Origin of the sequence: Pseudomonas putida, assembly GCF_026625125.1 — a bacterium.
GTDB classification, from domain to species: domain Bacteria; phylum Pseudomonadota; class Gammaproteobacteria; order Pseudomonadales; family Pseudomonadaceae; genus Aquipseudomonas; species Aquipseudomonas putida_X.
This window is the reverse complement of sequence record NZ_CP113097.1, coordinates 1,095,173-1,120,427: the sequence shown is the minus strand read 5'-3', so window position 1 is coordinate 1,120,427 and position 25,255 is coordinate 1,095,173. Positions and strand designations below refer to the sequence as shown.

Below are 25,255 nucleotides of genomic sequence, written 5' to 3'. Positions count from 1 at the left end.
CTGCAAGTAAAAGCGGGCCATGCGCCCTCTCGCTTGTAGCTTGTAGCTTGCAGCTTGCTGCTTGCAGCTGCAGCTGCTGCTCCCAACCCAACCGAACAAACTATCCTTCAGGTAGGTCAATCTTTAGGCGCGTCATCGTCGGCCTGTTACAGCCCGATGACGGACCAAAAGTCGATCCCGGAGGGATGCTGATCGTGCACATCGCTGACATCACCATGTTCTACGCCCCGGCCAGCGGGGGCGTACGTACCTATCTTGATGCCAAACACCACCGTCTCGACGCCATTGAGGGCGTACGCCACAGCCTGTTGATTCCCGGGGCCAGTGCTCGCCAGGAAGACGGCATCTATCAAGTTCCGGCGCCGCCCCTGCCCTTTGGCAAAGGCTACCGCTTCCCCGTACGCCTTGCTCCCTGGTGCAATGTGCTGCGCGGCCTCAAGCCCGACCTCATCGAAGTGGGTGACCCGTACCTGACCGCCTGGGCCGCCCTTGAGGCGCGACGCCAGCTCGATGTCCCCGTGATCGGCTTCTATCACTCCGACTTGCCACTGCTGGTCAGCAACCGCATGGGCAACTGGTTCACGCCCAATGTAGAAGCCTATGTCAGCAAGCTGTACGGCAATTTCGACCGAGTGCTGGCGCCCAGCCAGGTGATGGCCGACAAACTTCGCCGCCTGGGCGTGCGCGATGTGCATGTGCAGCGCCTGGGCGTGGACTTGGCCACGTTCAACCCGCAACACCGTGACCCACAACTGCGCGCCGAACTGGGTATCCCCGATACCAGCCGCCTGCTGGTCTTCGCTGGCCGTGGCTCGCGGGAAAAAAACCTGCCCGTACTGCTCGATTGCATACAGCGCCTTGGCCGCCCTTACCACCTGCTGCTGGTAGGCTCGAACATGCCAAGCAACGTCCCTGACAACGTCAGTGTGATCAATCGATTCTGTGCGCCGCAGGACGTCGCCCGGCTCGTGGCCAGCGCCGACCTGCTGGTGCATGCCGGCGACCAGGAAACCTTCGGCCTGGTCATCCTTGAAGCCATGGCCAGCGCCACTCCCGTGGTGGCCGTGCACGCCGGGGCTTTCGGCGAGATCGTCAATGAGCAGTGCGGGCGCCTGTGCCGGGCCAACGACGGCCTGGCCATGGCCACCGCAGTGCGTGAGGTGTTCGAAGCCGGCGTGCGCAAGCTCGGGGCCCAGGCCCGCAGCCATGTGGAGCAGCATTATTCATGGGACAATGTCGTCGCCGGCCTGCTGCAGCACTATCAGGCGGTGCTTGGCCATCAACCGCAGGTACGCGCCCATGCTTGAGACCAGCGCCGCGCCGGGCAGCCTGATGCTTGTGCTGCATGACATCGCGCCTGAGACCTGGCCGGATTACCAGCCCTTCGTCGAGGCCGTCGACGAAATGGGCCATGTGCCCATGACCTGGCTGGTAGTGCCGAACTTCCATCACCGCAACCCGCTGGCGGGCTCACCCGCATTCTGCCGCCTGCTCGAACGACGCTTGGCGCGTGGCGACGAACTGGCGCTGCATGGCTTGTATCACGCCGACGACGGGCCAGCGCCACGCAGCCTGCGTGACTACTTCATGCGCCGCCTGTACACCCATGAAGGGGAGTTCTATGCCTTGAACCAGGCGCAGGCCATGCAACGCCTGGAGGCCGGCCTTGAAGTCTTCGACCGGCAAGGCTGGCCCGTGGCAGGCTTCGTCGCCCCGGCCTGGCTGATGAGCCAAGGCACCCGCCAGGCCTTGAGCCAATTGCCGTTGCGCTACACCAGCACCCCGCAGCACCTTTATCGTTTACCCGACTTCACCGCGTTCGATGCCCCAGGCCTGGTCTGGAGCGCCCGCAGCGCCTGGCGTCGTGGTGTGTCGCAGGTGGTCTGTGACTGGCAGTGCAGACGCTGGCGCAACGCTGAGACCCTGCGCCTTGGGCTGCACCCCGTGGACATGCGCCACCGCTCCTCACGAGATTACTGGCTGCGCACGCTGGACAAGCTGCTGATGCAAGGGCGCGCCCCCCTGACCAAGTCGGCCTGGCTACAGCGCCAGGCAGTAGGATGAACCGTTTGGGCTGGCTGGCCATGGCGCTGGTGATGGCCATGGTGATACCGGCCCTGCTGGGGGGCAGCGACCTGCTGCCCAGGCTCAAGGCCTTCGACCCCGCATTGATGCTGACCCTGCTGGGTATGATCCTGATGTGCTGGGTAATCAATGCCGTGCGCTTGCGCCTGCTGCTTGGCCAGCAGGGAGCAAAGCTTGGCCACGTGCGCAGCCTCGGCGTGGTAATGGCCACCGAATTCGCCATTTGCACCACCCCAGGCGGCAGCGGCGGGCCGTTGACACTCATGGCCCTGCTGGCCCGTGACCGTATCGGCCCGGCACGCAGCGGCGCGGTGTTTGCCATGGACCAGTTGAACGATCTGCTGTTCTTCTTCTGCGCCATGTTGGCAATAGCCGGTTACGCACTGTTCCACAGCCTTGGCCGCAGCCAGCAGAGCATGTTGCTGGGAAGTGCCCTACTGCTGTGCTCGGCACTGGCGGCAATCGTGGCGTTGCTACGGTACCGACGGACGGTGATGCGCCTGAATGGGCGGCTGCTGCAGCGCATGGGGGTGGCGCCTGCGCGCAAACGGCGCTGGGCGCGCAAGCTGTTGCACTTCATCGATGCCTTGGCGCAGACCTGGCAGCTGCCAAAAAGCACACTGGCACTGGTGTTCACCCTCACCTGCGCGCATTGGAGCCTACGCTACAGCGTGCTGTACCTGGTCTTGCAAGGCTTGGGCGTGGAGTTGTCGTGGATTCCGAGCTTCCTGGTACAGATGCTCTCGCTCAGTGCCGGGCAGTTCAGCCTGCTGCCGGGCGGCGCCGGGGCGGCCGAGCTGACCTCGGCGAGCCTGTTGACGCCTTTGGTGGGCAGTTCCACCGCTGCTGCGGCGATCCTGATCTGGCGTGCGGTCACTTACTACTTTTATCTGCTGGCCGGGGGGCCGGTGTTTGTCTGCCTGCTGGCGCGCCCCCTGCTGGAGCGCTGGCGGCGTCAGACGGGTTGAGCTGGCGCCAGAGCTCAGCGGCACCGGGGAAATCAGTGCCGTCCTGTTCGCTCAGGGCGTCGGGGTCGTAGCGAGAAAGGCAGCCTTCCCCGAGGGTAGGCGGTGCTGATGCGGTGGGTTTGTTGCGTGAGCCTGTCATGTTTCACCCCCTGCATAACTGGGGCTGCAGTGCAGCCCCAAAGCCCGTATCAGTCGAACACGACAGTCTTGTTGCCGTGCACCAGCACGCGGTCTTCCAAGTGATAGCGCAGGCCACGGGCAAGCACCATCTTCTCCACATCGCGGCCGAAGCGGACCATGTCCTCGATGCTGTCGGCATGGCTCACACGCACCACGTCCTGCTCGATGATCGGGCCTGCGTCCAGTTCTTCGGTCACGTAGTGGCAGGTAGCACCGATCAGCTTCACCCCACGCAGGGCGGCCTGGTGGTAAGGCTTGGCACCGACGAACGACGGTAAGAAGCTGTGGTGGATGTTGATGACTTTTTCGGCGTAATCCTGGCACAACTGCGGTGGCAGGATTTGCATGTACCGCGCCAGCACAACCACATCGGCCGCATGTTCCTGGACCAGGCGCGACACTTCAGCAAACGCAGGCGCCTTGTCTTTCGGGTCGACGGGTACATGGAAGAACGGGATGCCGTGCCACTCGACCATGCTGCGCAGGTCGTTGTGGTTGGAGATCACGCAAGGGATCTCGCAATCGAGTTCATCGGTGTGCCAGCGATGCAGCAGATCAGCCAGGCAGTGGGATTCACGGCTCGCCATCAACACCACACGCTTTTTCTGAGCCGAATCCGTAATGCGCCAGGTCATGGAAAACTCTTCGGCTATCGGCGAAAAGGCTTCACGGAAGGCCTCGATACCGAATGGCAGCGATTCGGCGCGGATTTCATGGCGCATGAAGAACCAGCCACTCTGCTCATCGGAGTGGTGGCTCGCTTCGTTGATCCAGCCATTGTACAAAGCCAGGAAATTACTGACTTTCGCCACGATACCAACACGGTCGGGGCAAGCGATCACCAGACGATAGGTGCGCATGAATAAGACTCCAGAACTTCGCAAAGGCGCTCATTCTAGCGGCCCGCCCGGAAAAACGCAGTAATCATTGCACCCCGCCACCGCCCCTTGCGCGCTTAGACACGGGCCGTGGCACGCAGCAACAGCCAGGCGAAACATGACGAGTTACGCGGGCTAATGTAAATATTTTTTTAACCTTGAGATATTTTGTCACAGCCCACATAAACAGTTGATGAACTGATTAATAGGTTTACTTGAGAGTATCGCCTGTCTATTATTGCTCCACACATTTCCTGAACACGCATTAAGGAACACTCCATGTCCCTGATCAACGAATACCGCGCCACCGAAGAAGCCATCAAAGAACTTCAAGCCCGCCTGGCCAACCTGTCGCAGGATGACAAGCTGAAGAAAGAACTGGAGTTCGAAGGCAAACTGCGCACGCTGATGGGCGAATACTCCAAATCGCTGCGCGACGTCATTGCCCTGCTCGACCCAGAATCGAAGCTGAGCAAAGGCCCACGTGGCGCAGTCAAGACCACCGCCACCAAACGTGCGCGCAAGGTCAAGCAATACAAAAACCCGCACAACGGTGAAGTGATCGAAACCAAAGGCGGCAACCACAAAACCCTGAAAGAGTGGAAAGCCAAATGGGGTGGCGATGTGGTTGAAAGCTGGGCGACCCTGCTGGACTGATTGTCCGCTCGATCGCTGTACTGCTTAAAACAAAAACGCCGGCACAATGCCGGCGTTTTTTTTTGCGTGTACAAAACCACTCAAAAAGGAATGGCAAAGTGCTCTGCCAGTTGTCGGGCATGCGCCTGCCAGGCGTCCAGCACCTGGCGCCCCGGCTCGTCCGCCTTGGCCCAGGCGCTTTGCCGCGCCTGCTCGAAGTCGCCCAGCGTGTTCGGTGCTCCCCAGTGTGGGTCGCTCAATCGCTGCTGACAGAACCCATACCAGCGCTGCCGCTCTTCGCTATTCAAGGTGTCCGGGAAGTTACGCGCCCGGTACCGGAACAACAACTCAGGCAGGCGCGGGTCATCGAACATCCAGTGGCCTTGCCCCAACTGTGAAGGGTCCAGCGTTCTTACTTGTTCACACAGCCGGCGGTCGCGGTCGCCGAGAAACCCTTCATACAATTGCTGCTCCGGATCTTCACTCGGAGCAAAGTCATCCTTGCCGTAAATATGTTCCAGCTTGTGTTGCCAGGCGTTCTGCTGATTGGCCAACTCTTCAGCGCGAGCGTGTACGAGCGCCAGATCGATCCCGAGCCGTTGCTGATCGGCCGCGCGCAATACCGAAAGCGGCGCCACTACCGGGCAGCGATTGATCTGCACCAACTTCAGCGGTATGGGTAATTGCCCATCAGACAATTCCTCACGACGCGTGTACAAGCGCTCACGAATTACCTCGGCACTTTCCCTTAATAAGGGTAGGGTTTCACTTTGCAGGTCGCACACAATCAGCGCGTTGCGATTACGTGGGTGCCAGGCCAACGGCAAGACCACCCCAAGATAATTGCGCGCTGCCGAGAAGCGCCCCGATATATGCACCAAGGGCTGCAGCAGACGGATTTGCTCCATCACTTTGTGCTTGCTGCGCAATTGGAACAGCCACTCATACAACTTAGGCTGCTTGTCGCGGATCAAGCGCGCCAGCGCGATGGTAGCCCGCACGTCGGAAAGTGCCTCGTGGGCATGCCCATGATCGATGCCGTTGGCCTTGCTGAGCAATTCAAGGCGCAAGCTGACGCGCCCGTCCTGTTGCGGCCAGACGATGCCCTCAGGGCGCAGGGCGTAAGCAGTGCGGACCACATCGATCAAGTCCCAGCGGCTATTGCCGCCCTGCCACTCCCGGGCATACGGGTCGAAGAAATTGCGGTACAGGCTGTAGCGGGTAACCTCGTCGTCGAAGCGCAGCGTGTTGTAACCCGCGCCGCAGGTCCCCGGCTGGGCCAGTTGCGCGTGCACCCGCGTCATGAACTCGGCTTCGCTCAGGCCCTGGTTGGCCAGCTGCTGCGGGGTGATGCCTGTCACCAGGCAAGCCGCCGGGTGCGGCAGGATATCGTCGCTGGGGCGGCAATAAAGACTGATCGGCTCGTCGATTTCATTGAGCTCGAAGTCGGTGCGCACACCGGCCACCTGCAACGGCCTGTCGCAGCGCGGGTTGATACCGGTGGTTTCGTAGTCGTGCCAGAAAATGCTGGAGGTCACGGGGTCGTCCTGATCGAAGGTCGCCCCGATTCTAGCGGACATGGCCTCAGACGGAAGCGTTGGCCGGATGGAAACTGAAATAGTCGCGCAACGAGCGCACGAACTCGTCGTACTCGCGTGGTGCCTGCAGCAGCATGAAGCCCGAATCATAATGCCCAGGCGTCTGGTCCTCACGGCACCACAGGCAACTGGCGGTCAGGTTGATGAACTGAAAGCCGCCACCGGGCAGCGGCAGGCGCAATTGCAATTCGAAATCCGGGCCCACCAGCACCGGTAACTGGCTGATCAACATCAAGCCATCTTCCGAGGCATTGCCCAACTGCCCGATCGGCTGATCGGTCACGCGATTGAAGACCATCAGTACGCAAGGTAACTGATGGCGCTCGATATGACGCTGGTTGAACATGGTCACAATTGCAGTCCGTACCCGATGCCAGGAATACGAGGTACTGGCGGTTGTTGTAACAACTGAGTTACAGGTTAGCGCAGCGCGCGCGGCAAATCCCGTGAAATAAACGACACCTTGGTGTTAACGCCAAGGAGAGGTATTCACCGGGTTGGCCATCGCAGCCTCGCCAGCGCGGTAGTGGCCCAGCTTCTCCAGGGTTTGCAGCCGCGCCTTGGCCCGGTAGGCATACTCGTTGCGTGGATACTGCTGAATCAGGTACTCGTAGGTTTGTGCAGCGTCCACGTAAAGCTTCTGGCGCTCCAGGCACTGGCCACGCAGCAACGACACTTCCGGATGAATGAACGGCCGCGCACGGCTGGTGCGGTCGACCTGTGACAGCTCGAGCATCACCCGTTGGCAATCGCCACGGTCGTACGCACGATAGGCGTTGTTCAGGTGGTGGTCCATGGACCAGCGGGTACAGCCGACGGCGCTGGCCGCCAGGGCGAAAACGATCAGGGCTCGCATGGGGATCTCCTTTAATAAAGAGTATATCGGCGTGCCGGTATATTTCTTCAGCTTGCCACGTGCGGCTTGCAGCTGCCATATCGTACCCGCCTTCAGGTAGTGCAACGGAACAATGACTACAGGGCGATTCAGGAGTAGCCTTTCGCTGCGCTTCACTATAGGAGTCTGTGCATGACCATCCGCCGTACCAAAATCGTCGCCACCCTCGGCCCCGCCAGCAACTCGCCGCAAGTGATCGAACAGCTGATCCTCGCCGGCCTGGACGTGGCACGTCTGAACTTTTCCCACGGCACCCCGGACGAGCACAAGGCGCGCGCCCGCCTGATCCGTGAGATCGCTGCCAAGAACGGCCGCCATGTCGCATTGCTGGGCGATCTGCAGGGTCCGAAGATCCGCATCGCCAAGTTCAGCAACAAGCGCATCGAACTGAAGATCGGTGACAAGTTCACCTTCTCCACCGCCCACCCGCTGACCGAAGGCAACCAGGACATCGTCGGTATCGACTATCCCGACCTGGTCAAGGACTGCGGCGTTGGTGACGAACTGTTGCTCGACGACGGCCGTGTGGTCATGCGCGTCGAGACCGCTACCGCTGATGCACTGCACTGCGTGGTGATCATCGGTGGCCCGCTGTCGGACCACAAAGGCATCAACCGCAAAGGTGGCGGCCTGACCGCACCAGCCCTGACCGAAAAAGACAAGGCCGACATCAAGCTGGCCGCGGAAATGGACCTGGACTACCTCGCCGTATCCTTCCCGCGTGACGCCAGCGACATGGAATATGCCCGCAAGCTGCGCGACGAGTCCGGCGGCAGCGCCTGGCTGGTGGCGAAGATCGAGCGTGCCGAAGCCGTTGCCGACGACGAAACCCTCGACAAGCTGATCGCTGCCTCCGATGCCGTGATGGTTGCCCGTGGCGACCTGGGCGTGGAAATCGGTGACGCCGAGCTGATCGCCATCCAGAAGAAGATCATCCAGCACGCTCGCCGCAACAACAAGGCCGTGATCGTGGCGACCCAGATGATGGAGTCGATGATCCAGAACCCGATGCCGACCCGTGCCGAAGTTTCCGACGTGGCCAACGCCGTGCTGGACAACACCGATGCGGTGATGCTGTCGGCCGAAAGCGCCGCCGGTTCCTACCCGATCGAAGCGGTCCAGGCCATGGCGCGCATCTGTCTGGGCGCTGAAAAGCATCCGACCAGCCAGAAGTCCAGCCACCGTTTGCACACCACCTTCGAGCGCTGCGACGAGAGCATCGCCCTGGCGGCCATGTACACCGCCAACCACTTCCCGGGTGTCAAGGCGATCATCGCCCTCACCGAAAGTGGCTATACCCCGCTGATCATGTCGCGCCTGCGCTCGCATGTGCCGATCTACGCACTGTCGCCGCACCGCGCTACCCAAGCGCGCGCGTCGATGTTCCGCGGCGTCTACCCGATCGCGTTCGACCCGGCTTCGCTGCCGGCCGACAAGGTCAGCCAGGCGGCGGTCGACGAACTGCTCAAGCGTGGCCTGGTGGCGCAAGGTGATTGGGTGATCCTGACCAAGGGCGACAGCTACCACACCATCGGTGGTACCAACGGCATGAAGATCCTGCATGTCGGTGATCCGCTGGTCGGCTGATCGGTCTTGACCGGGGCCGCGCTGCGGCCCATCGCTGCGGTTCGTCGCCACGACGCGCCGCAGCGATCAGGCCGGTTCGATCACTGCACAGCGCCGTCAGGCATGCGCGACGAACACATCGGCAAATACCTGATTCCTCGGTACCCCCGCAATGAACAGCCGCCTCGCGAACCGCTCCACACTGGCCGGCGAGCCACACAGCAAGGCAATGGTCCGCCGCGATGATGGCCGCAGTGTCGCCAGCGCTGCATCCAGCTGCCCTGCCAGTACCCGCTCGACAGTCACGCCCTCGATCTGCATCAACGGCTCAGCCAGGTAATGCCCTGCCTCATCATGGGCCACATGCATCACCCTGATCTCCCCCCGATGCCCCTGGCGCACCGCCTCGCGCAAGATGCCCCACAAGGGCGCAAGCCCGGTACCTGCCGCCAGCAGCCATAGCGCCTGCCCCTGCCAGTCCAGATCGTAATGCAGCGCCCCGCCGCGCAGCTCACCCAAGCGCAACGTATCGCCGACCAGCAAACCACGGGCCTTGTCGCAAAACGCGCCCGGGTGCCGGCAGTCGATATGAAACTCCAGGTACGCGTCTTCGCCCGGCAGGCTTGCCAGGGAATAGGGCCGGGCCACCGGGCCGTTCCACAGCACCAGATGTTGCCCCGCCTGATAACGCAATGCCCGCTCCGGCCTCAGGCGCAAGCGCAGCACATCACCCAACCAGTCCAGCGCACAGACCTGTGCAGGGATGCCGTCCAGCAGGGGGTCGAACACCGCCACGCGCAGGTCGTCAGTCACCCGGCACTGGCATGCCAGTCGCCAGCCCTGAGCGTGTTTTTCCAGCGCCAGGGCCTCTGGCAGTGCATCGGCGGGTTGCCCTTCCAGGCAATGCACCAGGCAGGCATGACAGCTACCGGCACGGCAGCTGTAGGGCACGTTCAGCCCCGCATCGTTCAGGGCATCGAGCAGATTGCTGCCGGTGGGCACCGTCCAGCGGCGCTCGCCCACACAGAGTTCAGGCATGGTCATCACTTCTCCGGCTATACATCGCCACTCTAAGGCAAGCCGGCATCGGCAGCAAAAAGGATGCCCGTCGCCTGCCGACCATGGTCCAGACCACGCGCAGGTGTTTCGCAGGCACAGGCGCGCTATACTGCCGCGCCTTTTTGCGTCGGCCTGACCTGTCGACGCCTTGCCAGGCGTTTCGACACGCAGGTGTGCAGTGTCGGAAGGCCTTTACGAATGTTCCCGTCTTTAAGAGGAGCGCGCTGCATGACCGTGATCAAGCAAGACGACCTGATTCAGAGCGTCGCCGACGCCCTGCAATTCATTTCGTACTACCACCCCGTCGATTTCATCCAGGCGATGCACGAGGCCTACCTGCGTGAAGAGTCGCCTGCCGCGCGCGACTCCATCGCCCAGATCCTGATCAACTCGCGCATGTGCGCCACCGGCCACCGCCCGATCTGTCAGGATACCGGTATCGTCACCGTATTCGTGCGCGTCGGCATGGACGTGCGCTGGGACGGCGCCACCCTGAGCGTCGACGACATGATCAACGAAGGTGTGCGTCGCGCCTACAACCTGCCTGAAAACGTCCTGCGCGCTTCGATCCTGGCCGACCCGGCCGGTGCCCGCAAGAACACCAAGGACAACACGCCAGCCGTCATCCACTACTCGATCGTCCCAGGCGACAAGGTCGAAGTCGATGTGGCAGCCAAAGGCGGCGGCTCGGAAAACAAGTCGAAGATGGCCATGCTCAACCCGTCCGACTCGATCGTCGACTGGGTTCTGAAGACCGTTCCGACCATGGGTGCCGGCTGGTGCCCGCCCGGCATGCTCGGGATCGGCATCGGCGGTACCGCCGAAAAAGCTGCGGTCATGGCCAAGGAAGTGTTGATGGAGTCCATCGACATCCATGAACTCAAAGCCCGTGGCCCGCAGAACCGCCTCGAAGAAATCCGCCTGGAGCTGTTCGAGAAGGTCAATCAGCTGGGTATCGGCGCCCAAGGCCTGGGCGGCCTGACCACCGTGCTCGACGTCAAGATCATGGACTACCCGACCCACGCCGCATCGCTGCCGGTGTGCATGATCCCCAACTGCGCCGCCACCCGTCACGCGCACTTCGTGCTCGACGGCTCCGGCCCGGCCGAACTGGAAGCCCCGTCGCTGGACGCCTACCCGGAAATCGTCTGGGAAGCAGGCCCGAGCGCCCGCCGCGTCAACCTCGACGACATCACCCCGGAAGAAGTCGCCAGCTGGAAACCGGGCGAGACCATCCTGCTCAACGGCAAGATGCTCACCGGCCGCGATGCCGCGCACAAGCGCATGGTCGAGATGCTCAACCGTGGCGAAGCGCTGCCGGTTGACCTCAAAGGCCGCTTCATCTACTACGTCGGCCCGGTCGACCCGGTCGGTGACGAAGTGGTAGGCCCGGCTGGCCCGACCACCGCCACCCGGATGGACAAGTTCACCCGCCAGATCCTTGAGCAAACCGGCCTGCTGGGCATGATCGGCAAGTCCGAGCGTGGTCCGACCGCCATCGAAGCGATCAAGGACAACAAGGCCGTTTACTTGATGGCCGTCGGCGGCGCCGCCTACCTGGTGGCCCAGGCGATTCGCAAGTCCAAGGTGCTGGCCTTCGCCGAACTGGGCATGGAAGCGATCTACGAGTTCGAAGTCAAAGACATGCCGGTCACCGTCGCGGTGGACAGCAACGGTGAGTCGGTGCACATCACCGGCCCTGCGCTGTGGCAGAGCAAGATCGCCGAAAGCCTGGCGGTGGAAGTCAAGTAATCGGTATCGGGGCCGCGTCGCGGCCCCGATTCACGCAATACGCTCGAACTGCGCTGGCCAATCGCGCCGGGTAAAGACCTGCCCCTGCTCCCTCACCCGCCGGACCGCTCCCAGGTCCACATCGCATACCAGCCATTGGCTGCCCGCGGGGCTCAGCGTTTCGCTTTCACCCACCACCCCATTGCTCGGCATGCCATGATCCGGCGGCACGAACAACCCCGCACGCCCAACGTTCTCATCCAGCGCCGGTGACCACGGTGCCGAGCCCACAGTCGGGCTCTGCAACAGTGCTATCTGGTTTTCCAGCGCCCGCGCCTGAATACCGATGCGCACGCGGTGGTAGCCCGCTTCGGTGTCGGTACAACTGGGCGCCAGAATCAGGTCGGCCCCCGCTTCGGCCAAGTGCCGCGCCAGCAGCGGGAACTCATTGTCATAGCAGATCAGGATGCCCAGGCGACCGAGGCGCGTATCGAATACCCGCAGCCCCTGGCCCGCGCTGATGCCCCAGTGTTCTCGCTCGAAACGGGTCATCATGAGTTTGTCCTGATGCCCAAGCATACCTTCAGGCCCGAACAGCCAGGCCCGGTTGCGATAGTGCCCATCGTTGTCCAGCACCGGCAGGCTGCCCGGCTGCAGGTACACCCCCAAGCGCCGGGCGATGCCTTCGCACAGCGCCAACCAGGGTTCGATCAACGGCTGGACGCCGGCGATGGAGGCTTTCAGGTCGCCGCGCTGGTCGGCAGGCAACTGGCCGCTGAGCACCATGCCGGCGTATTCAGGCAACAGCAGCAATTGAGCGCCCGCCGCCACCGCCTCGGCGCATACGCGTTGCAGGTGCTCGGCGTAAGCACTCCAGGATTCATGCAACTCGATGGCGTACTGGCAGGCCGCCACACGGATCATATCGGTAATTCCTTGAGCCAGAACGACATGATCTTGTCGCTGCTTTCCTGCTCGTCCAGGTCGCGCCAGGCGTACTGCGTGCGCAGGGACGGGTCATGCAGGAAGCCCCGGTTTCGCCAAAAACCGTGCAATGGCTTGTAGTTGGCAGGCCGCCTTGGGTGCACGCCAGGGCGCTCGACGGTGCAGAAGGCGCAGCAATCGAACCCGGCCAGCTTGTGCGCGTAGGACTCGCGCTCGATGAAGAAGCGCACGCCCAGGCCTTGGCCACGGTATTGGGGCAGTACCACCGATTCGCCGAAGTAGTACACGCTGGCCGGGTCGCGCCCCTGCGCCAGAAATGGCTGCTGAAACTGGGGCGCAACGTCCACCAGCGGCACGCCGGTCGAGGCGCCCACCACCTGGCCATTGTCCAGGGCCAGCACTACCAGGCTGCGGCCGGAACGTGCATAGGCTGCCAGGTACTCGGCTTCATACTCCAGCGTGCCGTCATAGAGATAGGGGAACTCGCGGAAAACGGTCAGGCGCAGACGAGCGAGGTCATCGATGTAAGGCGCGATAGCGGCGCCGTGCAACAGGCGTATTTCCATGCTTGGCGGTCGTTTTGTCGATGTGGATGACGCGCTCGGCTAAGCCGGGCTTGAGGGGAAACCCTATCATCCGAACCAAGGCTGCACCTTTCCCCTACACGACAGGAACTGTTCCATGACCGCTACCGAACTGGTAAATGCCTACTACGCGGCGTTCAATGCCGGCGACATGCCTGCCTTCCTTGCCTTGCTGAGCGAAGACGTGATTCACGACATCAACCAGGGCGAGCGGCAAATGGGCAAGGCCAGGTTTGCCGCGTTCATGGACAAGATGAACCGCTGCTACCGCGAGCGCCTGGCCGATATCGTGGTGATGCAAAATGCCGACGGCAGCCGCGCGGCGGCCGAGTTCACCGTACATGGCGAGTACCTGGCCGATGATGAGGGATTGCCTGCGGCCAAGGGGCAGACCTACGTGCTACCGGCAGGCGCCTTCTTCTACATTCACTGCGGGAAGATTGCCCGGGTAAGCAACTACTACAACCTCAATGACTGGGTCGAGCAGGTGGGTTGAACCCAGCAGCGCCGGCAAGCCGGCGACCAGGCCGGCTCAACTGATGCGCGTCCCCAGCACCTTGAGGAAGGCCGCAAGCCATGCCGGGTGCGCCGGCCACGCTGGCGCTGTCACCAGGTTGCCATCCACGTGCGCCTGGTCCACGGCGATATCGATGAACGTGCCCCCTGCCAAGCGCACCTCCGGCGCACAGGCCGGATACGCACTGCACTCACGCCCTTCGAGCACGCCAGCCGCCGCCAGCAACTGCGCCCCATGGCAAACCGCCGCAATCGGCTTGCTGGCCTGGTCGAATGCCTTGACCAGCGCCAGCACGCGCTCATCCAGGCGCAGATACTCAGGGGCGCGCCCACCGGGGATCAGCAAGGCATCGTAGCTTTCGGCACGGACCTGGACGAAATCATGATTGAGGGCAAAGTTGTGCCCAGGCTTCTCGCTGTAGGTCTGCTCGCCTTCAAAATCGTGGATCGCCGTGCGCACCGTCTGCCCCGCGATTTTCTCCGGGCACACCGCATGCACCGTGTGGCCCACCATGGTCAAGGCCTGGAAAGGCACCATCGCCTCGTAGTCCTCGACGTAGTCGCCCACCAGCATGAGAATCTTCTTCGCAGTCATCGCCATCCACTCCTTCGGTAATTGGGGAAGCACCCTGCACGATAGTCTGCTTCAGTTACGGCGGTCGAGCAGGTTGACCACCAGCCGGTCCATCCAGCCCCATATCCTTTGCTTCAAACGACGCCACAGTGGCCGGGCGTGCCAGTGGTCAAGGTCGACTTCGTGACTGAGGGCGAAATCGCGTTCGAAGCTGGCGACCACGGCGGCCGTCAGCGACGGGTCCAAGGCCTCGAGGTTGGCCTCCAGGTTGAAGCGCAGGTTCCAGTGATCGAAGTTGCACGAGCCGACACTGACCCAATCATCCACCAGCGCCATCTTCAAATGCAGGAAGCACGGCTGGTATTCATAGATACGTACCCCCGCGCGCAATAAACGAGGGTAGTAACGATGGCCGGCGTAGCGGACCGAGGGGTGATCGGTCCGCGGGCCGGTAAGCAGCAGGCGCACATCGACGCCCTTGCCTGCCGCCCGGCGCAGCGAACGGCGCACGCTCCAGGTTGGCAGGAAATAAGGTGTGGCCAGCCAGACCCGCTGCTTGCCGCTGTTGAGCGCACGCACCAGCGAATGCAGGATGTCACGGTGCTGGCGGGCGTCGGCATAGGCCACGCGGCCCATGCCCGGGCCATGCACCGGCACCTTGGGCAGGCGCGGCAGGCCGAAGCCCTCAGCGGGGCGCCAGGCAGTACGGCGATGGTTGGCCTGCCACTGGCGGTCGAACAGTAGCTGCCAATCGCTGACCACCGGGCCGTGCATCTGTACCATCACCTCATGCCACTCGCTGGTCGCTTCGCCCGGCGTCCAGAACTCATCGGTGACCCCGGTACCCCCGACCACCGCCAGGCGCTCGTCAACCAGCAGCAGCTTGCGATGGTCGCGATACAGGTTGCGCAGGCCGCGGCGCCAGCGCAGGCGGTTGTACCAGCGCAGGTACACACCGGCATCGAGCAGGCGTTGGCGCAAAGCCGAATTGAACGCCAGCGAGCCGTAGTCATCGAACAGGCACCGCACGCGTACCCCACGCCGGGCGGCCTGCTCCAGTGCCTCGACCACCGCTTCGGCGCACGCACCGGCCTCGACCAGATACAACTCAAGATCGACCTGGGCTTGCGCATCCACGATCGCCTGAAGCATGCGTGGAAAGAATTCGGGGCCGTCGATCAGCAGTTCGAACTGGTTGCCATCACGCCAGGGAAAGACCGGCCCCGGCATGTCAGCGGGCGTTGAAAATCAGCACCGCATTGACCGGTACCGTCGGGTTGATGGATTTGAGCTTGGCGAACTTGCGCAAGGTTTCCAGCCCGGGCAGCAAGCCGAAATCGTGGGCCTGCAAAATCAGTGGCTCAAGGGTCACCACCTGAAAGCGCCGCGCATCGAGGCGTGTTGCCAGCAACAAGGCGTTGTAGCTGTGCGACTGGCCATGCAGCGTAACGGTCAACGGCAGGCGCAGTTCGATCTGCGCGCCATCGGCCAGGTCGTTTATCGGCCGCAGGTCGAGCTGGGCCTTGACCGTCGCTTCGGCAAAGCGGCCGACCTCGAACAGATCGTCACGCATACGCTCGTCCCGCAGCGGGATACCACTGCTGACCGAATCCATCTCGATACGCAGCCCGGCGGCGCCCTTGCGGTCGACGGTACCATGCAGCACCAGAAAACGATGGACTTCGGCCGTGTCGCCGTCCTTGCCAGTGACGAATGAAAGGCGTGAGGACTCACCATCGAGGTGCCAATTGGCGTGGGCGGGCAGGCACAGGGCCAGCAACAGGGCGGGTAAAAGACGGGGCAGCTTGAACATGACAGATCTCGTGAAACCAGACCGCCAACCTTACCCGGCCCTTTTCATGGCAGCAAGCGGCAGCCAACCTGCGCGCCCTGCCATGCCGCCTGATTGCGCTGGCCCAGCCCTGCGGCACTGACCAGACGCCGCTGGCTGTCTTCCTCCAGCATGCTCAACGGCAACCACTGCGCTACATAACCCCGGCAATAGTCAGGGTCCAGGCCCATGACGAAACGGCAGGAGCAATACTCCTTGGCCGAATAAGCCGAAAGAATACCCGGGAAATCCGCCAATGCCTGGCGCTCCAGCCAGGCCCAGCCCAGCAAGGCAAGCATCACCAGCCCCAGCAGCCGCTTCATGCCCCCTCCTTGGCCAGCGCTGTCAGCACCCGCCTTAGCAGTTCGTTATGGCTGTAACTGCCATCACGGTCATCGGCGTAGCGGACGATGACCAGCTTGTGGCTCGGCAGTATGTAAAGGGCCTGGCCCCAGTGGCCGAGGGCGGCATAGGTGTCTGCTGGCGCGTCAGGCCAGGGCAAGGTACTGCCCGGCAGTGGCTGGTTGAGCCACCAGTGGCCACCGGGGTTGGCTTCCCCGGGCAGCGGTGTGGCCTGGCTGAACAGGGTACGATTGAAGGCGACCCAGCTTGCCGGCAGCAATTGGCGACCACCCCAGCGCCCTTCACGCTGCATCAACAGGCCGATGCGTGCCAGGTCGCGGGCACTGAGGTAGAGGTAGGAAGAGCCAACGAAGGTGCCACTGCCATCGCGCTCCCACACGGCGCTGTGAATGCCCAGCGGGGTGAACAGCGCCTGCCAGGGGTAGTCAGGGTAAGCACCGCCCTTGAGCATGCCGCGCAATGCGGCGGCCAGGACATTGCTGTCGCCACTGGAATACAGGAATCGCTGCCCAGGCGCTTCGGCAACGGGCCTTGCAGCGGTATACGCGGCCATGTCATGGCGCCCTCGGGTATAGAGCATTGCCACCACCGAGGATTTCAGCGGTGCGTATTCGTAGTCTTCCTGCCAGGCCAGGCCACTGGCCCAATGCAACAGGTCGGCCATACGCACATCGGGGTGGGCCTGCATGGGCGGGTAATAGCGTGCTGCTGGGTCCTGCAACTGAAAACGCCCCTCGCCCTGGGCCACGCCCAGCACTGTAGCCAGTACGCTCTTGCTCACCGACCAGGTCAGGTGGGCGGTTTTCGCGGTGGTAGGCGCGGCGTACCGCTCGTGCAGGATGCGGCCGTCGCGGATGATCAGCAGGGCGTCGCTGCGAATGCCGCTGCGCCGGGTGGTAGCGCGCTCCGGGAAGGCATAGCTGTCGACAGCCTGCCAGTCGATGGCCGTGGTGTCGGCTTGCCACTCCGGCAGGGGCCAGTCCTCTGCCCTGGCCGAACCAAGCGCCACCGCCAGGATAATCAGCCCGGTCTTCAACATGAACGCCTCTTGGGGCCGCAGGGCGACCCGGGTGTCAACGGATCAGGCGATCCTGCCAGGCGTTCATGACAATCCGGCAGCCTCCCAAGCCTTGGCCAGGCGCTTTTCCCGAGCAGCCGTCGCCAGCGCCATGACGCCCTGATCGCGCTGCCACAGCTGCGCCCATTGCGCCGGCCCGGCCGACAGGGCTTCGTCGATGGACGGCTTCAGTGCCTGAAACTGCGCAAACAAGCCCGCCAGCAATAAATGGCAGCCGACACTGTCGGCGCACTGGCGGCTGGCCTCGGCACAACCCGCCAACAAGCCGATCAGGCGCAACCGCAGCGCCTGTTGCCAGCCGCTTTCCTGCGCTACGCCATACAACCAGGCAACCATCGCCGCCAGCACGTACAAATCTTCCAGTGAGCGAAACGGTTTGACGTATGCATCCCACCCATCACCGGCCAGCAGTTCGCAGGCAGCCTGGCGAAGTTGCAGGCGCCCGTGGCCGACATCAGGCATCAATGGCAGGGTTGGCAACGCCTCCAGGGTCACCCCTGGCTCACCCGGGTAAACCACCCCCAGGCTCAGGCGCGGTGCTTCACCCTGCCCCTCGCTGCGTGCCGCCACCAGCAGCCATTCGGCGTCAAGCCCCGCGGTCACGAAGTCCTTACTACCCGTCAGACGCAAAGCCTCCAGGCGCGTCTGCATGTGCGCCGGGCGCACGCTACGCCCCTCGGTGGCGCACAGCGCGCCGAGGGTGGCGGGGGCGCTGGGCCACAGCGCACGCAAGGCGGCCTGGTAGCCAAGCAGAAACGCCAGGCCAGGTGTGGCCATGGCGCGCCCACCCAGCACCGCCAGCTCGAACGGGGCGCACCCGCCGAGGCGTTCGAGCTGCGCGGCATAGAGCTCGCCCAAGGTATCGGCCAGAGGCTGGCGAAAGGGATCGTTGAGTCGTTGCAACCAGGCCATCGGACGCTCCTCTCATAAGCGCTTGTCAGGGGTGTCACGCAAGCATCACCAAAGGTTCACAGGGGTGACACCGCGCCTACCTAGGCTGACTTTGCACAACAAAGCCGACCGGCCGCAACCCTTCATGGCTGGCTTAGGGAGACTCGCAATGACTCGGACCGCTCGCTCTGGCGACAACAGCACTGAACGCCGTCTGCAAGCCGAACGCCTGGTCGGCGCCGCGGCCCTGCAGGAAGCACAGGCCCTGCGCTACAACGTGTTCAGCGCAGAATTCAAGGCCCGGCTCAAGGGCGCTGAACTGGGCCTGGACATGGATGACTACGACGTACACTGCCAGCACATCGGCGTACGCGACCTGAGCACCGGCGAACTGGTCGCCACCACCCGCCTGCTCGACCATCAGGCCGCCAGCAGCCTGGGGCGTTTCTACAGTGAAGAAGAATTCAGCCTGCATGGCCTGCTGCAACTGCAAGGGCCAATCCTCGAACTGGGCCGCACCTGCGTGGACCCCGGCTACCGCAACGGCGGCACCATCGCCGTGCTCTGGGGCGAGCTGGCCGAAGTGCTCAATGAAGGCCGTTACAGCTACCTGATGGGCTGCGCGAGCATCCCCATGCAGGATGGCGGTGTTCAGGCCCATGCTGTCATGCAACGGCTGCGCGAGCGCTACCTGTGCACCGAACATCTGCGTGCAGAACCGAAGAACCCGCTGCCCACCCTGGCCCTGCCGCACAATGTCATCGCTGAAATGCCGCCGCTGCTGAAGGCCTACATGCGCCTGGGTGCGAAGATCTGCGGTGAACCCTGCTGGGATGAGGACTTCCAGGTTGCCGACGTGTTCATCCTGCTCAAGCGTGATGACCTGTGCCCGCGTTACGCCCGCCACTTCAAGGCAGCGGTCTGATGCCCAAGCTGCGGGTGTTCGCCCGCCTCGCAAGGCTGTTGTTGGTGCTGCTCTTGGGCATGCTCATGGCCAGCGTGATCGCCGTCGGCGAACGCCTGGGCAGCAAAGCCTCCATCGAGCGCCGCCAGCGCTGGACCTGCCTGTTCATGAAGCGCCTGGTCGCGGCCCTGCCCTTCGACGTGCAGGTAATCGGTGAGCTGCCCAAACGGCCGATGTTGTGGGTCAGCAACCACGTGTCCTGGACCGATATCCCACTGCTCGGCATGCTGCTGCCGCTGTCGTTCCTGTCTAAGGCCGAAGTCCGCCACTGGCCAGTGGCGGGCTGGCTGGCGGAGAAAGCCGGCACGTTGTTCATCCGCCGCGGCGGCGGCGACAGCCAGCGCCTGCGTGAACAGATCAGCGCACAACTGGGCGACGCCAGGCCGCTGTTGATCTTCCCCGAAGGCACCACGACCGACGGGCGCCAGGTGCGGACCTTCCACGGGCGTTTGCTGGCAGGGGCCATCGATCAGGGTGTGGCGGTGCAGCCCGTTGCCCTTGCGTACCTGCGCAACGGCGAGGCCGACCTGGTTGCGCCGTTCATTGGTAACGATGACCTGGTGGCCCACCTGTTGCGCCTGTTCGCCGAGCCGCGGGGTAAGGTGTGCATTCACCTGTTGCAGCCGATCAGCAGCGTGAACAAAGAGCGCGCGGCGTTGGCATTGCAGGCGCAGCAGGCCATCGAGCGGGCGTTGTTCGGCGTGGGCGAAGTCGAGGTGGCCCTGGGCCGACAGGCTCAGGTGGCTTGATGCTCGATTGGCAGTTCAGCGCTAGGTGCCAGCCCTCTGCGCTGCGGCAAACGCCTGCAACTGCGGATAGAACTCACGGAAATCCGCCAGCAACGGCTCGTATAGCCGCTCAAGCTCGGTCATCACGCCCATCATGCCCTCAGGCCTGGACAAGCGTCGCCCAATGCCGTTGAAGACCTGCTCCAGGGTGGCAAAATCGCCATAGGCCCCCAGCCAGTCATCTGCGGCCATCGAGGGCGCAATGCGTGCCAAGCGTTCTGGCAACTCGGGCTCGGCCAGCAACACGCGATAGAACGCACCGGTGAACTGCGCCAGCGGCTGCTCGGCGTAGTCGCCCCAATGGTGTGCCAGGCAATGGTCGAAAAACACATCCACGATGATGCCGGCATAGCGGCGCCGCTCCCGGGGAAACCGCGCCAGCGCCGCCAACACCAGCGGGTGTTGATCGGTATAACTGTCGATATGCCGATGCAGACGGATGGCAGCTTCCAGCGTCGGCGCAAAGCGCCCCTCCAGCGAGCCTTTGACGAAATCGCCATACAGGCTGCCAAGCAATTGTTGCGGCGCCGGGCCGCCCAGGTGCAGGTGTGCGAGGTAGTTCATGGGCGCAGTTTAGCACCGTGCATTCATATATCGTTATAACGCGATATAACGATTCGCGCTCAGCTCAGAACGACTTCATATTTCTATATCGCGAAATACCGATTTATATTTCGTCACATCACGATATACCGCTACACCATGAGCCCCACACCATGCCTCTCGATCTCGACGAAATCATAAAAGCCCTGGCCCACCCGGTCCGGCGAGAAATCCTCAACTGGCTCAAGGACCCGGCAGCGCACTTTCCTGCCCAACACCACAGCACCGAGCACGGTGTCTGTGCCGGGCAGATCGATCAACGCTGCGGCCTGTCGCAGTCGACCGTTTCTGCCCACCTGGCGACCTTGCAGCGCGCTGGCCTGGTCAGCAGCCAGAAGATCGGCCAGTGGCATTTTTTCAAACGCAACGAAGCCACCATCCAGGCGTTTCTCGAACAACTGCGCCAAGCGCTTTGACCAAGCAGGTAAACACTTATGACCACGCTTTTCGATCCGATCACACTGGGCGATGTGCAACTGCCCAACCGCATCATCATGGCGCCGCTCACCCGCTGCCGCGCCGACGAAGGCCGGGTGCCCAATGCGCTGATGGCCGAGTACTACGTGCAGCGCGCCAGCGCCGGGCTGATCCTCAGTGAAGCGACTTCGGTCACGCCCATGGGCGTCGGCTACCCTGATACGCCAGGCATCTGGAACGACCAACAGGTACGCGGCTGGAACAACGTGACCAAGGCCGTGCACGGCGCGGGCGGTCGCATATTCCTGCAGTTGTGGCATGTTGGCCGCATTTCCCACCCCAGCTACCTGAACGGTGAGTTGCCGGTGGCGCCCAGCGCCATCCAGCCCAAGGGCCATGTCAGCCTGGTGCGACCGATCACCGAATACCCGACCCCACGGGCCTTGGAAAGCGAAGAGATCGCCGACATCGTCGAGGCATACCGCACTGGCGCAGAGAACGCCAAGGCGGCCGGTTTCGACGGCGTCGAGATCCACGGTGCCAACGGCTATCTGCTCGACCAGTTCCTGCAGAGCAGCACCAACCAGCGCACCGACCGCTACGGCGGTTCATTGGAAAACCGTGCCCGCCTGCTGCTGGAGGTGACAGACGCCGCCATCGGCGTGTGGGGCGCAGGCCGGGTCGGCGTGCACCTTGCACCGCGCGCAGACTCCCATGACATGGGTGATGCCGACCGCGCCGAGACGTTCACCTATGTCGCGCGGGAACTGGGCAAGCGGGGTATCGCCTTCATCTGCTCGCGGGAGAAGGAAGCCGATGACAGTATCGGCCCGCTGATCAAAGCGGCGTTCGGTGGCCCTTACATCGTCAACGAGCGGTTCGACAAGGCGAGTGCCAATGCTGCATTGGCCAGTGGCAAGGCAGATGCGGTGGCATTTGGCGTGCCATTCATTGCCAACCCGGACCTGCCGGCACGGCTGGCAGCCGATGCGCCGTTGAACCAGGCGCACCCGGAAACCTTCTATGCCAAAGGGCCGGTGGGGTACATCGATTACCCGCGGCTGTAAGCCCGAGCGCCAGGGCCGCTTTGCGGCCCTGCGCGACGCATGGCTGACCTACGGAAGATTCCCGTACAAGCGCCCTGGCCCGGCGAAAGGAGGGCAAAGCCCTCCCGCAAGGCCTCAAGGGCGGGCGTTGATCTGCTGCTGCAGGTTCTGAATCTGGCTTTGCAGGGTATTGAGGTTGCGGGTCGTCTGGCCACGAAACGCATCGAACTCCTGAACCGAAGCAGTACCGGCAGCCGCCGCAGCTGGGCGATTGTCCACCTGGCTTTTCAATACCAGCACGTCCTGCTCCAGGCTCTCGATCGCCGCTTTCGGGTTGCCCTGCTTCTTCAGTGCGGCCACCTCCTCGCTAAGGCTCTTGAGCTGCCCATCCAGCTTGCCGCCATCCACCTGGCCCGACTTCAACGCCGCCAGCTCGGCATTCACCGCTTTCAACTGCGCCTGTAACTGGGTTTGCAGTTCAGTGACCGCCTTTTGCTGTTCACGGGTATCGGCCAGCACTTGCTCCAGGCGCTTGCCCAGGTCACCCGTTTGCCCTGCCACGCCCTGCTGTTGCTTGCCCTGCTCGGCCAGGCTGGCCTGCAATTGGCGGATCTGCAGCTTGAGCGCTTCACTGCCGGTGGTGCTAGAGGTCTCAGTGGCAGCGACCTTGCCACTGATCGCCTGCAAACGCCCCGCTGCTTCCTCGCTGATGCGCGCAAAGCTTTCCTGGGTAGCCACCAGTTGCTGCTCCATCAGCGAGATTTGCTGAAAGCTCCACCAACCGAGCCCGGCCAACGCGATGAACGAGGCCCCCAGCAACGCCCACAAAGGGCCCGTGCTGGCGGGCCTGACGGCCTTCTGGCGGTTGCGCGAGACACGCGCCGGCAAGAGTTCGTCGTCATCCGGGGTGCCGGCACGCAGGGTTGGCACATCATCAAAATCGTCGTGGGCATCGTTGCGCATGGATAGATTCAACCGCGGTAGTAGCAAAGAGACATGAGTATAAACCGCTCAAGCGGCGCACTGATGACCATCATCCAGACGCCTGGTTCACTGAGCAAAAGGTTGGTGCTTCCACCACGCGCAGAATTCATCCAGCGCCGTCCACAGGCTGACCTTGGGTTGATAATCCAGGTACTGCCGGGCGCGGCTGATATCCAGGGTGAAATCGCGGTTCATCACCTGCATCCCCAGGCGCGTGAGGGTGGGCTCGGGTCGCCCGGGCCAGAGCAGGCAAGCGGCTTCGTTGAGCGCCGCCATGCTGTAGGCCAGGCCATAGGCGCGATAACGGGTCACCTGGGGCAACTGCATCTGGCGCATGACGTAATTGATCACATCCCACAAGGGTAACGGTTGGCCATTACTTATGTTGTAGGCCTGCCCTAACGCACGATCATCGGCGAACAGCGCGCCCAGCAGTGCCTCATTGAGGTTGTGCACGCTGGTGAAATCGACTTTGTTCAGGCCGTTGCCGATGATCGCCACGCGGCCCTTGCGCTGCATCTGCATCAGCCGTGGGAAAATACTGGCGTCACCGGCGCCGGTCACGAAACGCGGGCGCAGCGCCAGCACTTCGAGCCCGAACTCCTGGGCGCCGAAGACCTTTTGCTCGCCAAGGTATTTGGTCTGCGCGTAGGGATGATGAAAACGACGCGGCACCTGGTCTTCGCGGATATCCAGGCGCGAGCGGCCATTGAAGTAGATCGACGGCGACGACAGGTGCACGAGGCGACGGACGTGCTCCTTCAGGCAGCCTTCGACCACATTCTCGGTGACCACCACATTGCCCTGGTAAAAATCCTGATAGCGCCCCCAGGTGCCCACCGCTCCGGCGCAATGCACCACCGCCTCGACGCCCTGGCACAGGCGCCGGGCCAGTTCGGCGTCACCGAGGTCGCCAGGGATGAACTGCGCACCACGCTTGACCAGGTGCTCGACGCCCTCGGCGCGGCGGCCGCTGACCCGCACATCCAGGCCTTGCTCCAGGGCAAAGCGCGCAAAGCGCCCGCCGATGAAGCCGCTCGCGCCAGTGACCAGAATTCGCATGTAACACTCCGCCTCAGATTTCAGATGCAACAGACGCCGGCCGCCACTACAACGGCACCAGCCAATGCTGGGCCGTGTGGCGCAGGTGTTCGGTCAGTTGCGCGAGCAGTTGCCCGCCATTGCGCCAATGATGCCAGTACAGCGGCACATCGATGGGGGTATCGGTAGATATTTCCACCAGTTGCCCGCTTTTCAACTGTTCGCGGGCCTGCAACTCAGGCACCAGGCCCCAGCCCAGGCCGGCTTCGGTCATGCGCAGGAAGCCTTCGGACGAGGGGCAAAGGTGGTGCAGGAAGCCATCCTCGATACCTAGAGAAGCGAGGTATCGGTGCTGCAGAAAATCGTCCGGCCCGTACACGATCGCCGGCGTGCGGGCCAGCCGCCGGGCCTCGAAGCCCCCAGGGAAATAGCGCGCCATGAATGCAGGGCTGGCCAGCGCCCGGTAGCGCATGGCGCCCAGCGGCATGCTGCGCGCGCCCGCCACCGGCCGCTCGCTGCCGCACAGGCAGGCCGCCACTTCCCCGGCACGCATGCGCTTGAGGCCGACTTCCTGATCTTCCACCACAAGGTCGGTAAGTACCTGCTGCTCGGCGCAGAACGAACCCACCGCGCCTGCCCACCAGGTCGCCAGGCTATCCGCGTTGAGCGCAATGCGCAGACGCTCTGGCATGCCTTCCTCATCCAGTGCCGGTACCTGGCGCTGCAGGTCACGTTCGAGCAGCCGCACCTGCTGCACATGGTTGAGCAACTGGCGCCCGACCTCGGTCGGGCTCGGTGGCGCGGCGCGCACCAGCACCGGCTGGCCAACCCGCGCCTCGAGCAGTTTGATGCGCTGTGAGATAGCCGATTGCGACAGCCCCAGTACCTGCGCTGCACGTTCGAAACCACCTTGCTCGATCACGGCCGCGAGGGCGGCCAGCAGCTTGTAGTCGAACATCGATTTCCCTAATGACGGATCAGCATTATTTGTTTTTCTTATACAGGGTCGATCGCCACAATAGCCAGCATCTTCT

28 protein-coding genes are annotated in these 25,255 nt (G+C 63.1%); 11 read left to right on the top strand and 17 right to left on the bottom strand.

All coding sequences use genetic code 11. The annotated features are described in order from the left end of the window. Positions 1-185: 185 nt before the first annotated feature. From OSW16_RS05185 to OSW16_RS05175, 3 genes are read left to right on the top strand one after another with little or no spacing between them, the layout of a single operon-like run. Positions 186-1,307, top strand: coding sequence for a glycosyltransferase family 4 protein (locus OSW16_RS05185; protein ID WP_241804775.1), 1,122 nt, complete (start codon positions 186-188; stop codon positions 1,305-1,307). After that, positions 1,300-2,064, top strand: a complete 765-nt coding sequence (locus tag OSW16_RS05180; protein ID WP_267821237.1) for a DUF2334 domain-containing protein — start codon at positions 1,300-1,302, stop codon at positions 2,062-2,064. Before OSW16_RS05185 ends, OSW16_RS05180 begins: the two co-directional genes overlap by 8 nt. Beyond that, positions 2,061-3,053 carry a lysylphosphatidylglycerol synthase transmembrane domain-containing protein gene (locus OSW16_RS05175; protein WP_267821235.1) on the top strand — a complete coding sequence of 331 codons (993 nt, stop codon included), beginning with the start codon at positions 2,061-2,063 and terminating at the stop codon, positions 3,051-3,053. The genes OSW16_RS05180 and OSW16_RS05175 overlap by 4 nt, the downstream gene beginning before the upstream one ends. 188 nt (positions 3,054-3,241) lie before the next feature. Here OSW16_RS05175 and purU read toward each other — a convergent pair whose 3' ends face one another. Next, the gene (gene purU / locus OSW16_RS05165; RefSeq protein WP_241804771.1) at positions 3,242-4,093 is read right to left on the bottom strand and encodes a formyltetrahydrofolate deformylase; all 852 of its coding nucleotides are present in this window, start codon (positions 4,091-4,093) and stop codon (positions 3,242-3,244) included. Positions 4,094-4,390: 297 nt separating this feature from the next. Between purU and mvaT the strand changes: the two genes are divergently transcribed. After that, positions 4,391-4,768: a histone-like nucleoid-structuring protein MvaT gene (gene mvaT / locus OSW16_RS05160; RefSeq protein WP_012312927.1), complete on the top strand. Its 378-nt coding sequence runs from the start codon at positions 4,391-4,393 to the stop codon at positions 4,766-4,768. 80 nt (positions 4,769-4,848) lie between these two features. Here the strand turns inward: mvaT and sbcB are convergent, their stop codons facing one another. From sbcB to OSW16_RS05145, 3 genes are all read right to left on the bottom strand, one after another. Beyond that, entirely contained in the window at positions 4,849-6,285 is a 1,437-nt protein-coding gene (sbcB, locus tag OSW16_RS05155) for an exodeoxyribonuclease I (RefSeq protein ID WP_267821233.1), read from the bottom strand. A gap of 46 nt (positions 6,286-6,331) precedes the next feature. After that, positions 6,332-6,691: a PilZ domain-containing protein gene (locus tag OSW16_RS05150; RefSeq protein WP_241804929.1), complete on the bottom strand. Its 360-nt coding sequence runs from the start codon at positions 6,689-6,691 to the stop codon at positions 6,332-6,334. A 123-nt stretch (positions 6,692-6,814) separates the two neighbouring features. Beyond that, positions 6,815-7,201, bottom strand: coding sequence for a tetratricopeptide repeat protein (locus OSW16_RS05145; RefSeq protein ID WP_267821232.1), 387 nt, complete (start codon positions 7,199-7,201; stop codon positions 6,815-6,817). Between the two features lie 171 nt (positions 7,202-7,372). Between OSW16_RS05145 and pyk the strand changes: the two genes are divergently transcribed. After that, on the top strand, positions 7,373-8,827 hold the full coding sequence (gene pyk, locus OSW16_RS05140) for a pyruvate kinase (protein ID WP_039604343.1): 1,455 nt from the start codon (positions 7,373-7,375) through the stop codon (positions 8,825-8,827). A 96-nt stretch (positions 8,828-8,923) separates the two neighbouring features. On the opposite strand, the gene OSW16_RS05135 is transcribed toward pyk, so the two are convergent. After that, positions 8,924-9,844, bottom strand: a complete 921-nt coding sequence (locus tag OSW16_RS05135; RefSeq protein ID WP_267823890.1) for an iron-sulfur-binding ferredoxin reductase — start codon at positions 9,842-9,844, stop codon at positions 8,924-8,926. Positions 9,845-10,093: 249 nt separating this feature from the next. Between OSW16_RS05135 and OSW16_RS05130 the strand changes: the two genes are divergently transcribed. Further along, positions 10,094-11,617, top strand: a complete 1,524-nt coding sequence (locus tag OSW16_RS05130) for a fumarate hydratase (protein ID WP_016488901.1) — start codon at positions 10,094-10,096, stop codon at positions 11,615-11,617. Positions 11,618-11,647: 30 nt separating this feature from the next. On the opposite strand, the gene OSW16_RS05125 is transcribed toward OSW16_RS05130, so the two are convergent. Both OSW16_RS05125 and OSW16_RS05120 read right to left on the bottom strand, forming a co-directional pair. Next, the gene (locus tag OSW16_RS05125) at positions 11,648-12,520 is read right to left on the bottom strand and encodes a carbon-nitrogen hydrolase family protein (protein ID WP_267821230.1); all 873 of its coding nucleotides are present in this window, start codon (positions 12,518-12,520) and stop codon (positions 11,648-11,650) included. Then, positions 12,517-13,107: a GNAT family N-acetyltransferase gene (locus OSW16_RS05120; protein WP_267821228.1), complete on the bottom strand. Its 591-nt coding sequence runs from the start codon at positions 13,105-13,107 to the stop codon at positions 12,517-12,519. The genes OSW16_RS05125 and OSW16_RS05120 overlap by 4 nt, the downstream gene beginning before the upstream one ends. Positions 13,108-13,222: 115 nt before the next feature. Here OSW16_RS05120 and OSW16_RS05115 point away from each other — a divergent pair, with 115 nt between their 5' ends. After that, positions 13,223-13,621 (top strand): nuclear transport factor 2 family protein, encoded by a 399-nt coding sequence (locus OSW16_RS05115; protein ID WP_241804766.1) that lies wholly within the window; start codon positions 13,223-13,225, stop codon positions 13,619-13,621. A gap of 36 nt (positions 13,622-13,657) precedes the next feature. On the opposite strand, the gene OSW16_RS05110 is transcribed toward OSW16_RS05115, so the two are convergent. The 6 genes from OSW16_RS05110 to OSW16_RS05085 form a co-directional block, all read right to left on the bottom strand. Continuing rightward, entirely contained in the window at positions 13,658-14,236 is a 579-nt protein-coding gene (locus OSW16_RS05110) for a DJ-1/PfpI family protein (RefSeq protein ID WP_267821227.1), read from the bottom strand. A gap of 51 nt (positions 14,237-14,287) precedes the next feature. Continuing rightward, entirely contained in the window at positions 14,288-15,445 is a 1,158-nt protein-coding gene (locus OSW16_RS05105; RefSeq protein WP_267821225.1) for a phospholipase D-like domain-containing protein, read from the bottom strand. 1 nt (position 15,446) lies between these two features. Then, entirely contained in the window at positions 15,447-16,028 is a 582-nt protein-coding gene (locus OSW16_RS05100; protein WP_241804763.1) for a YceI family protein, read from the bottom strand. Positions 16,029-16,072: 44 nt separating this feature from the next. Next, entirely contained in the window at positions 16,073-16,369 is a 297-nt protein-coding gene (locus OSW16_RS05095) for an amidase (protein ID WP_267821222.1), read from the bottom strand. Then, positions 16,366-17,448, bottom strand: a complete 1,083-nt coding sequence (locus OSW16_RS05090; protein WP_267821220.1) for a serine hydrolase domain-containing protein — start codon at positions 17,446-17,448, stop codon at positions 16,366-16,368. Before OSW16_RS05090 ends, OSW16_RS05095 begins: the two co-directional genes overlap by 4 nt. A gap of 63 nt (positions 17,449-17,511) precedes the next feature. After that, positions 17,512-18,399, bottom strand: coding sequence for an acyl-CoA dehydrogenase (locus OSW16_RS05085; protein WP_267821219.1), 888 nt, complete (start codon positions 18,397-18,399; stop codon positions 17,512-17,514). 148 nt (positions 18,400-18,547) lie between these two features. On the opposite strand from OSW16_RS05085, the gene olsB reads away from it, so the two are divergent. Together olsB and OSW16_RS05075 are read left to right on the top strand one after the other, a co-directional pair. Further along, on the top strand, positions 18,548-19,303 hold the full coding sequence (olsB, locus tag OSW16_RS05080; RefSeq protein WP_241804759.1) for an L-ornithine N(alpha)-acyltransferase: 756 nt from the start codon (positions 18,548-18,550) through the stop codon (positions 19,301-19,303). Beyond that, positions 19,303-20,091, top strand: coding sequence for a lysophospholipid acyltransferase family protein (locus OSW16_RS05075; protein ID WP_267821216.1), 789 nt, complete (start codon positions 19,303-19,305; stop codon positions 20,089-20,091). The genes olsB and OSW16_RS05075 overlap by 1 nt, the downstream gene beginning before the upstream one ends. Positions 20,092-20,112: 21 nt before the next feature. Here the strand turns inward: OSW16_RS05075 and OSW16_RS05070 are convergent, their stop codons facing one another. Further along, a complete protein-coding gene (locus OSW16_RS05070) occupies positions 20,113-20,694 on the bottom strand; it encodes an ACP phosphodiesterase (protein WP_267821214.1) in 582 nt (193 codons plus the stop codon). Positions 20,695-20,846: 152 nt separating this feature from the next. On the opposite strand from OSW16_RS05070, the gene OSW16_RS05065 reads away from it, so the two are divergent. Both OSW16_RS05065 and OSW16_RS05060 read left to right on the top strand, forming a co-directional pair. After that, complete coding sequence (locus tag OSW16_RS05065; protein WP_241804756.1) at positions 20,847-21,149, top strand: ArsR/SmtB family transcription factor; 303 nt, start codon at positions 20,847-20,849, stop codon at positions 21,147-21,149. Positions 21,150-21,167: 18 nt separating this feature from the next. Further along, positions 21,168-22,217: an alkene reductase gene (locus OSW16_RS05060; protein ID WP_267821212.1), complete on the top strand. Its 1,050-nt coding sequence runs from the start codon at positions 21,168-21,170 to the stop codon at positions 22,215-22,217. Positions 22,218-22,331: 114 nt separating this feature from the next. Here OSW16_RS05060 and OSW16_RS05055 read toward each other — a convergent pair whose 3' ends face one another. The 3 genes from OSW16_RS05055 to OSW16_RS05045 form a co-directional block, all read right to left on the bottom strand. Beyond that, on the bottom strand, positions 22,332-23,159 hold the full coding sequence (locus OSW16_RS05055; protein ID WP_267821210.1) for an ATPase: 828 nt from the start codon (positions 23,157-23,159) through the stop codon (positions 22,332-22,334). Between the two features lie 87 nt (positions 23,160-23,246). Continuing rightward, on the bottom strand, positions 23,247-24,242 hold the full coding sequence (locus OSW16_RS05050; RefSeq protein ID WP_267821208.1) for an NAD-dependent epimerase/dehydratase family protein: 996 nt from the start codon (positions 24,240-24,242) through the stop codon (positions 23,247-23,249). A gap of 46 nt (positions 24,243-24,288) precedes the next feature. Next, entirely contained in the window at positions 24,289-25,179 is an 891-nt protein-coding gene (locus OSW16_RS05045) for a LysR family transcriptional regulator ArgP (RefSeq protein ID WP_241804752.1), read from the bottom strand. Between the last annotated feature and the right edge of the window lie 76 nt (positions 25,180-25,255).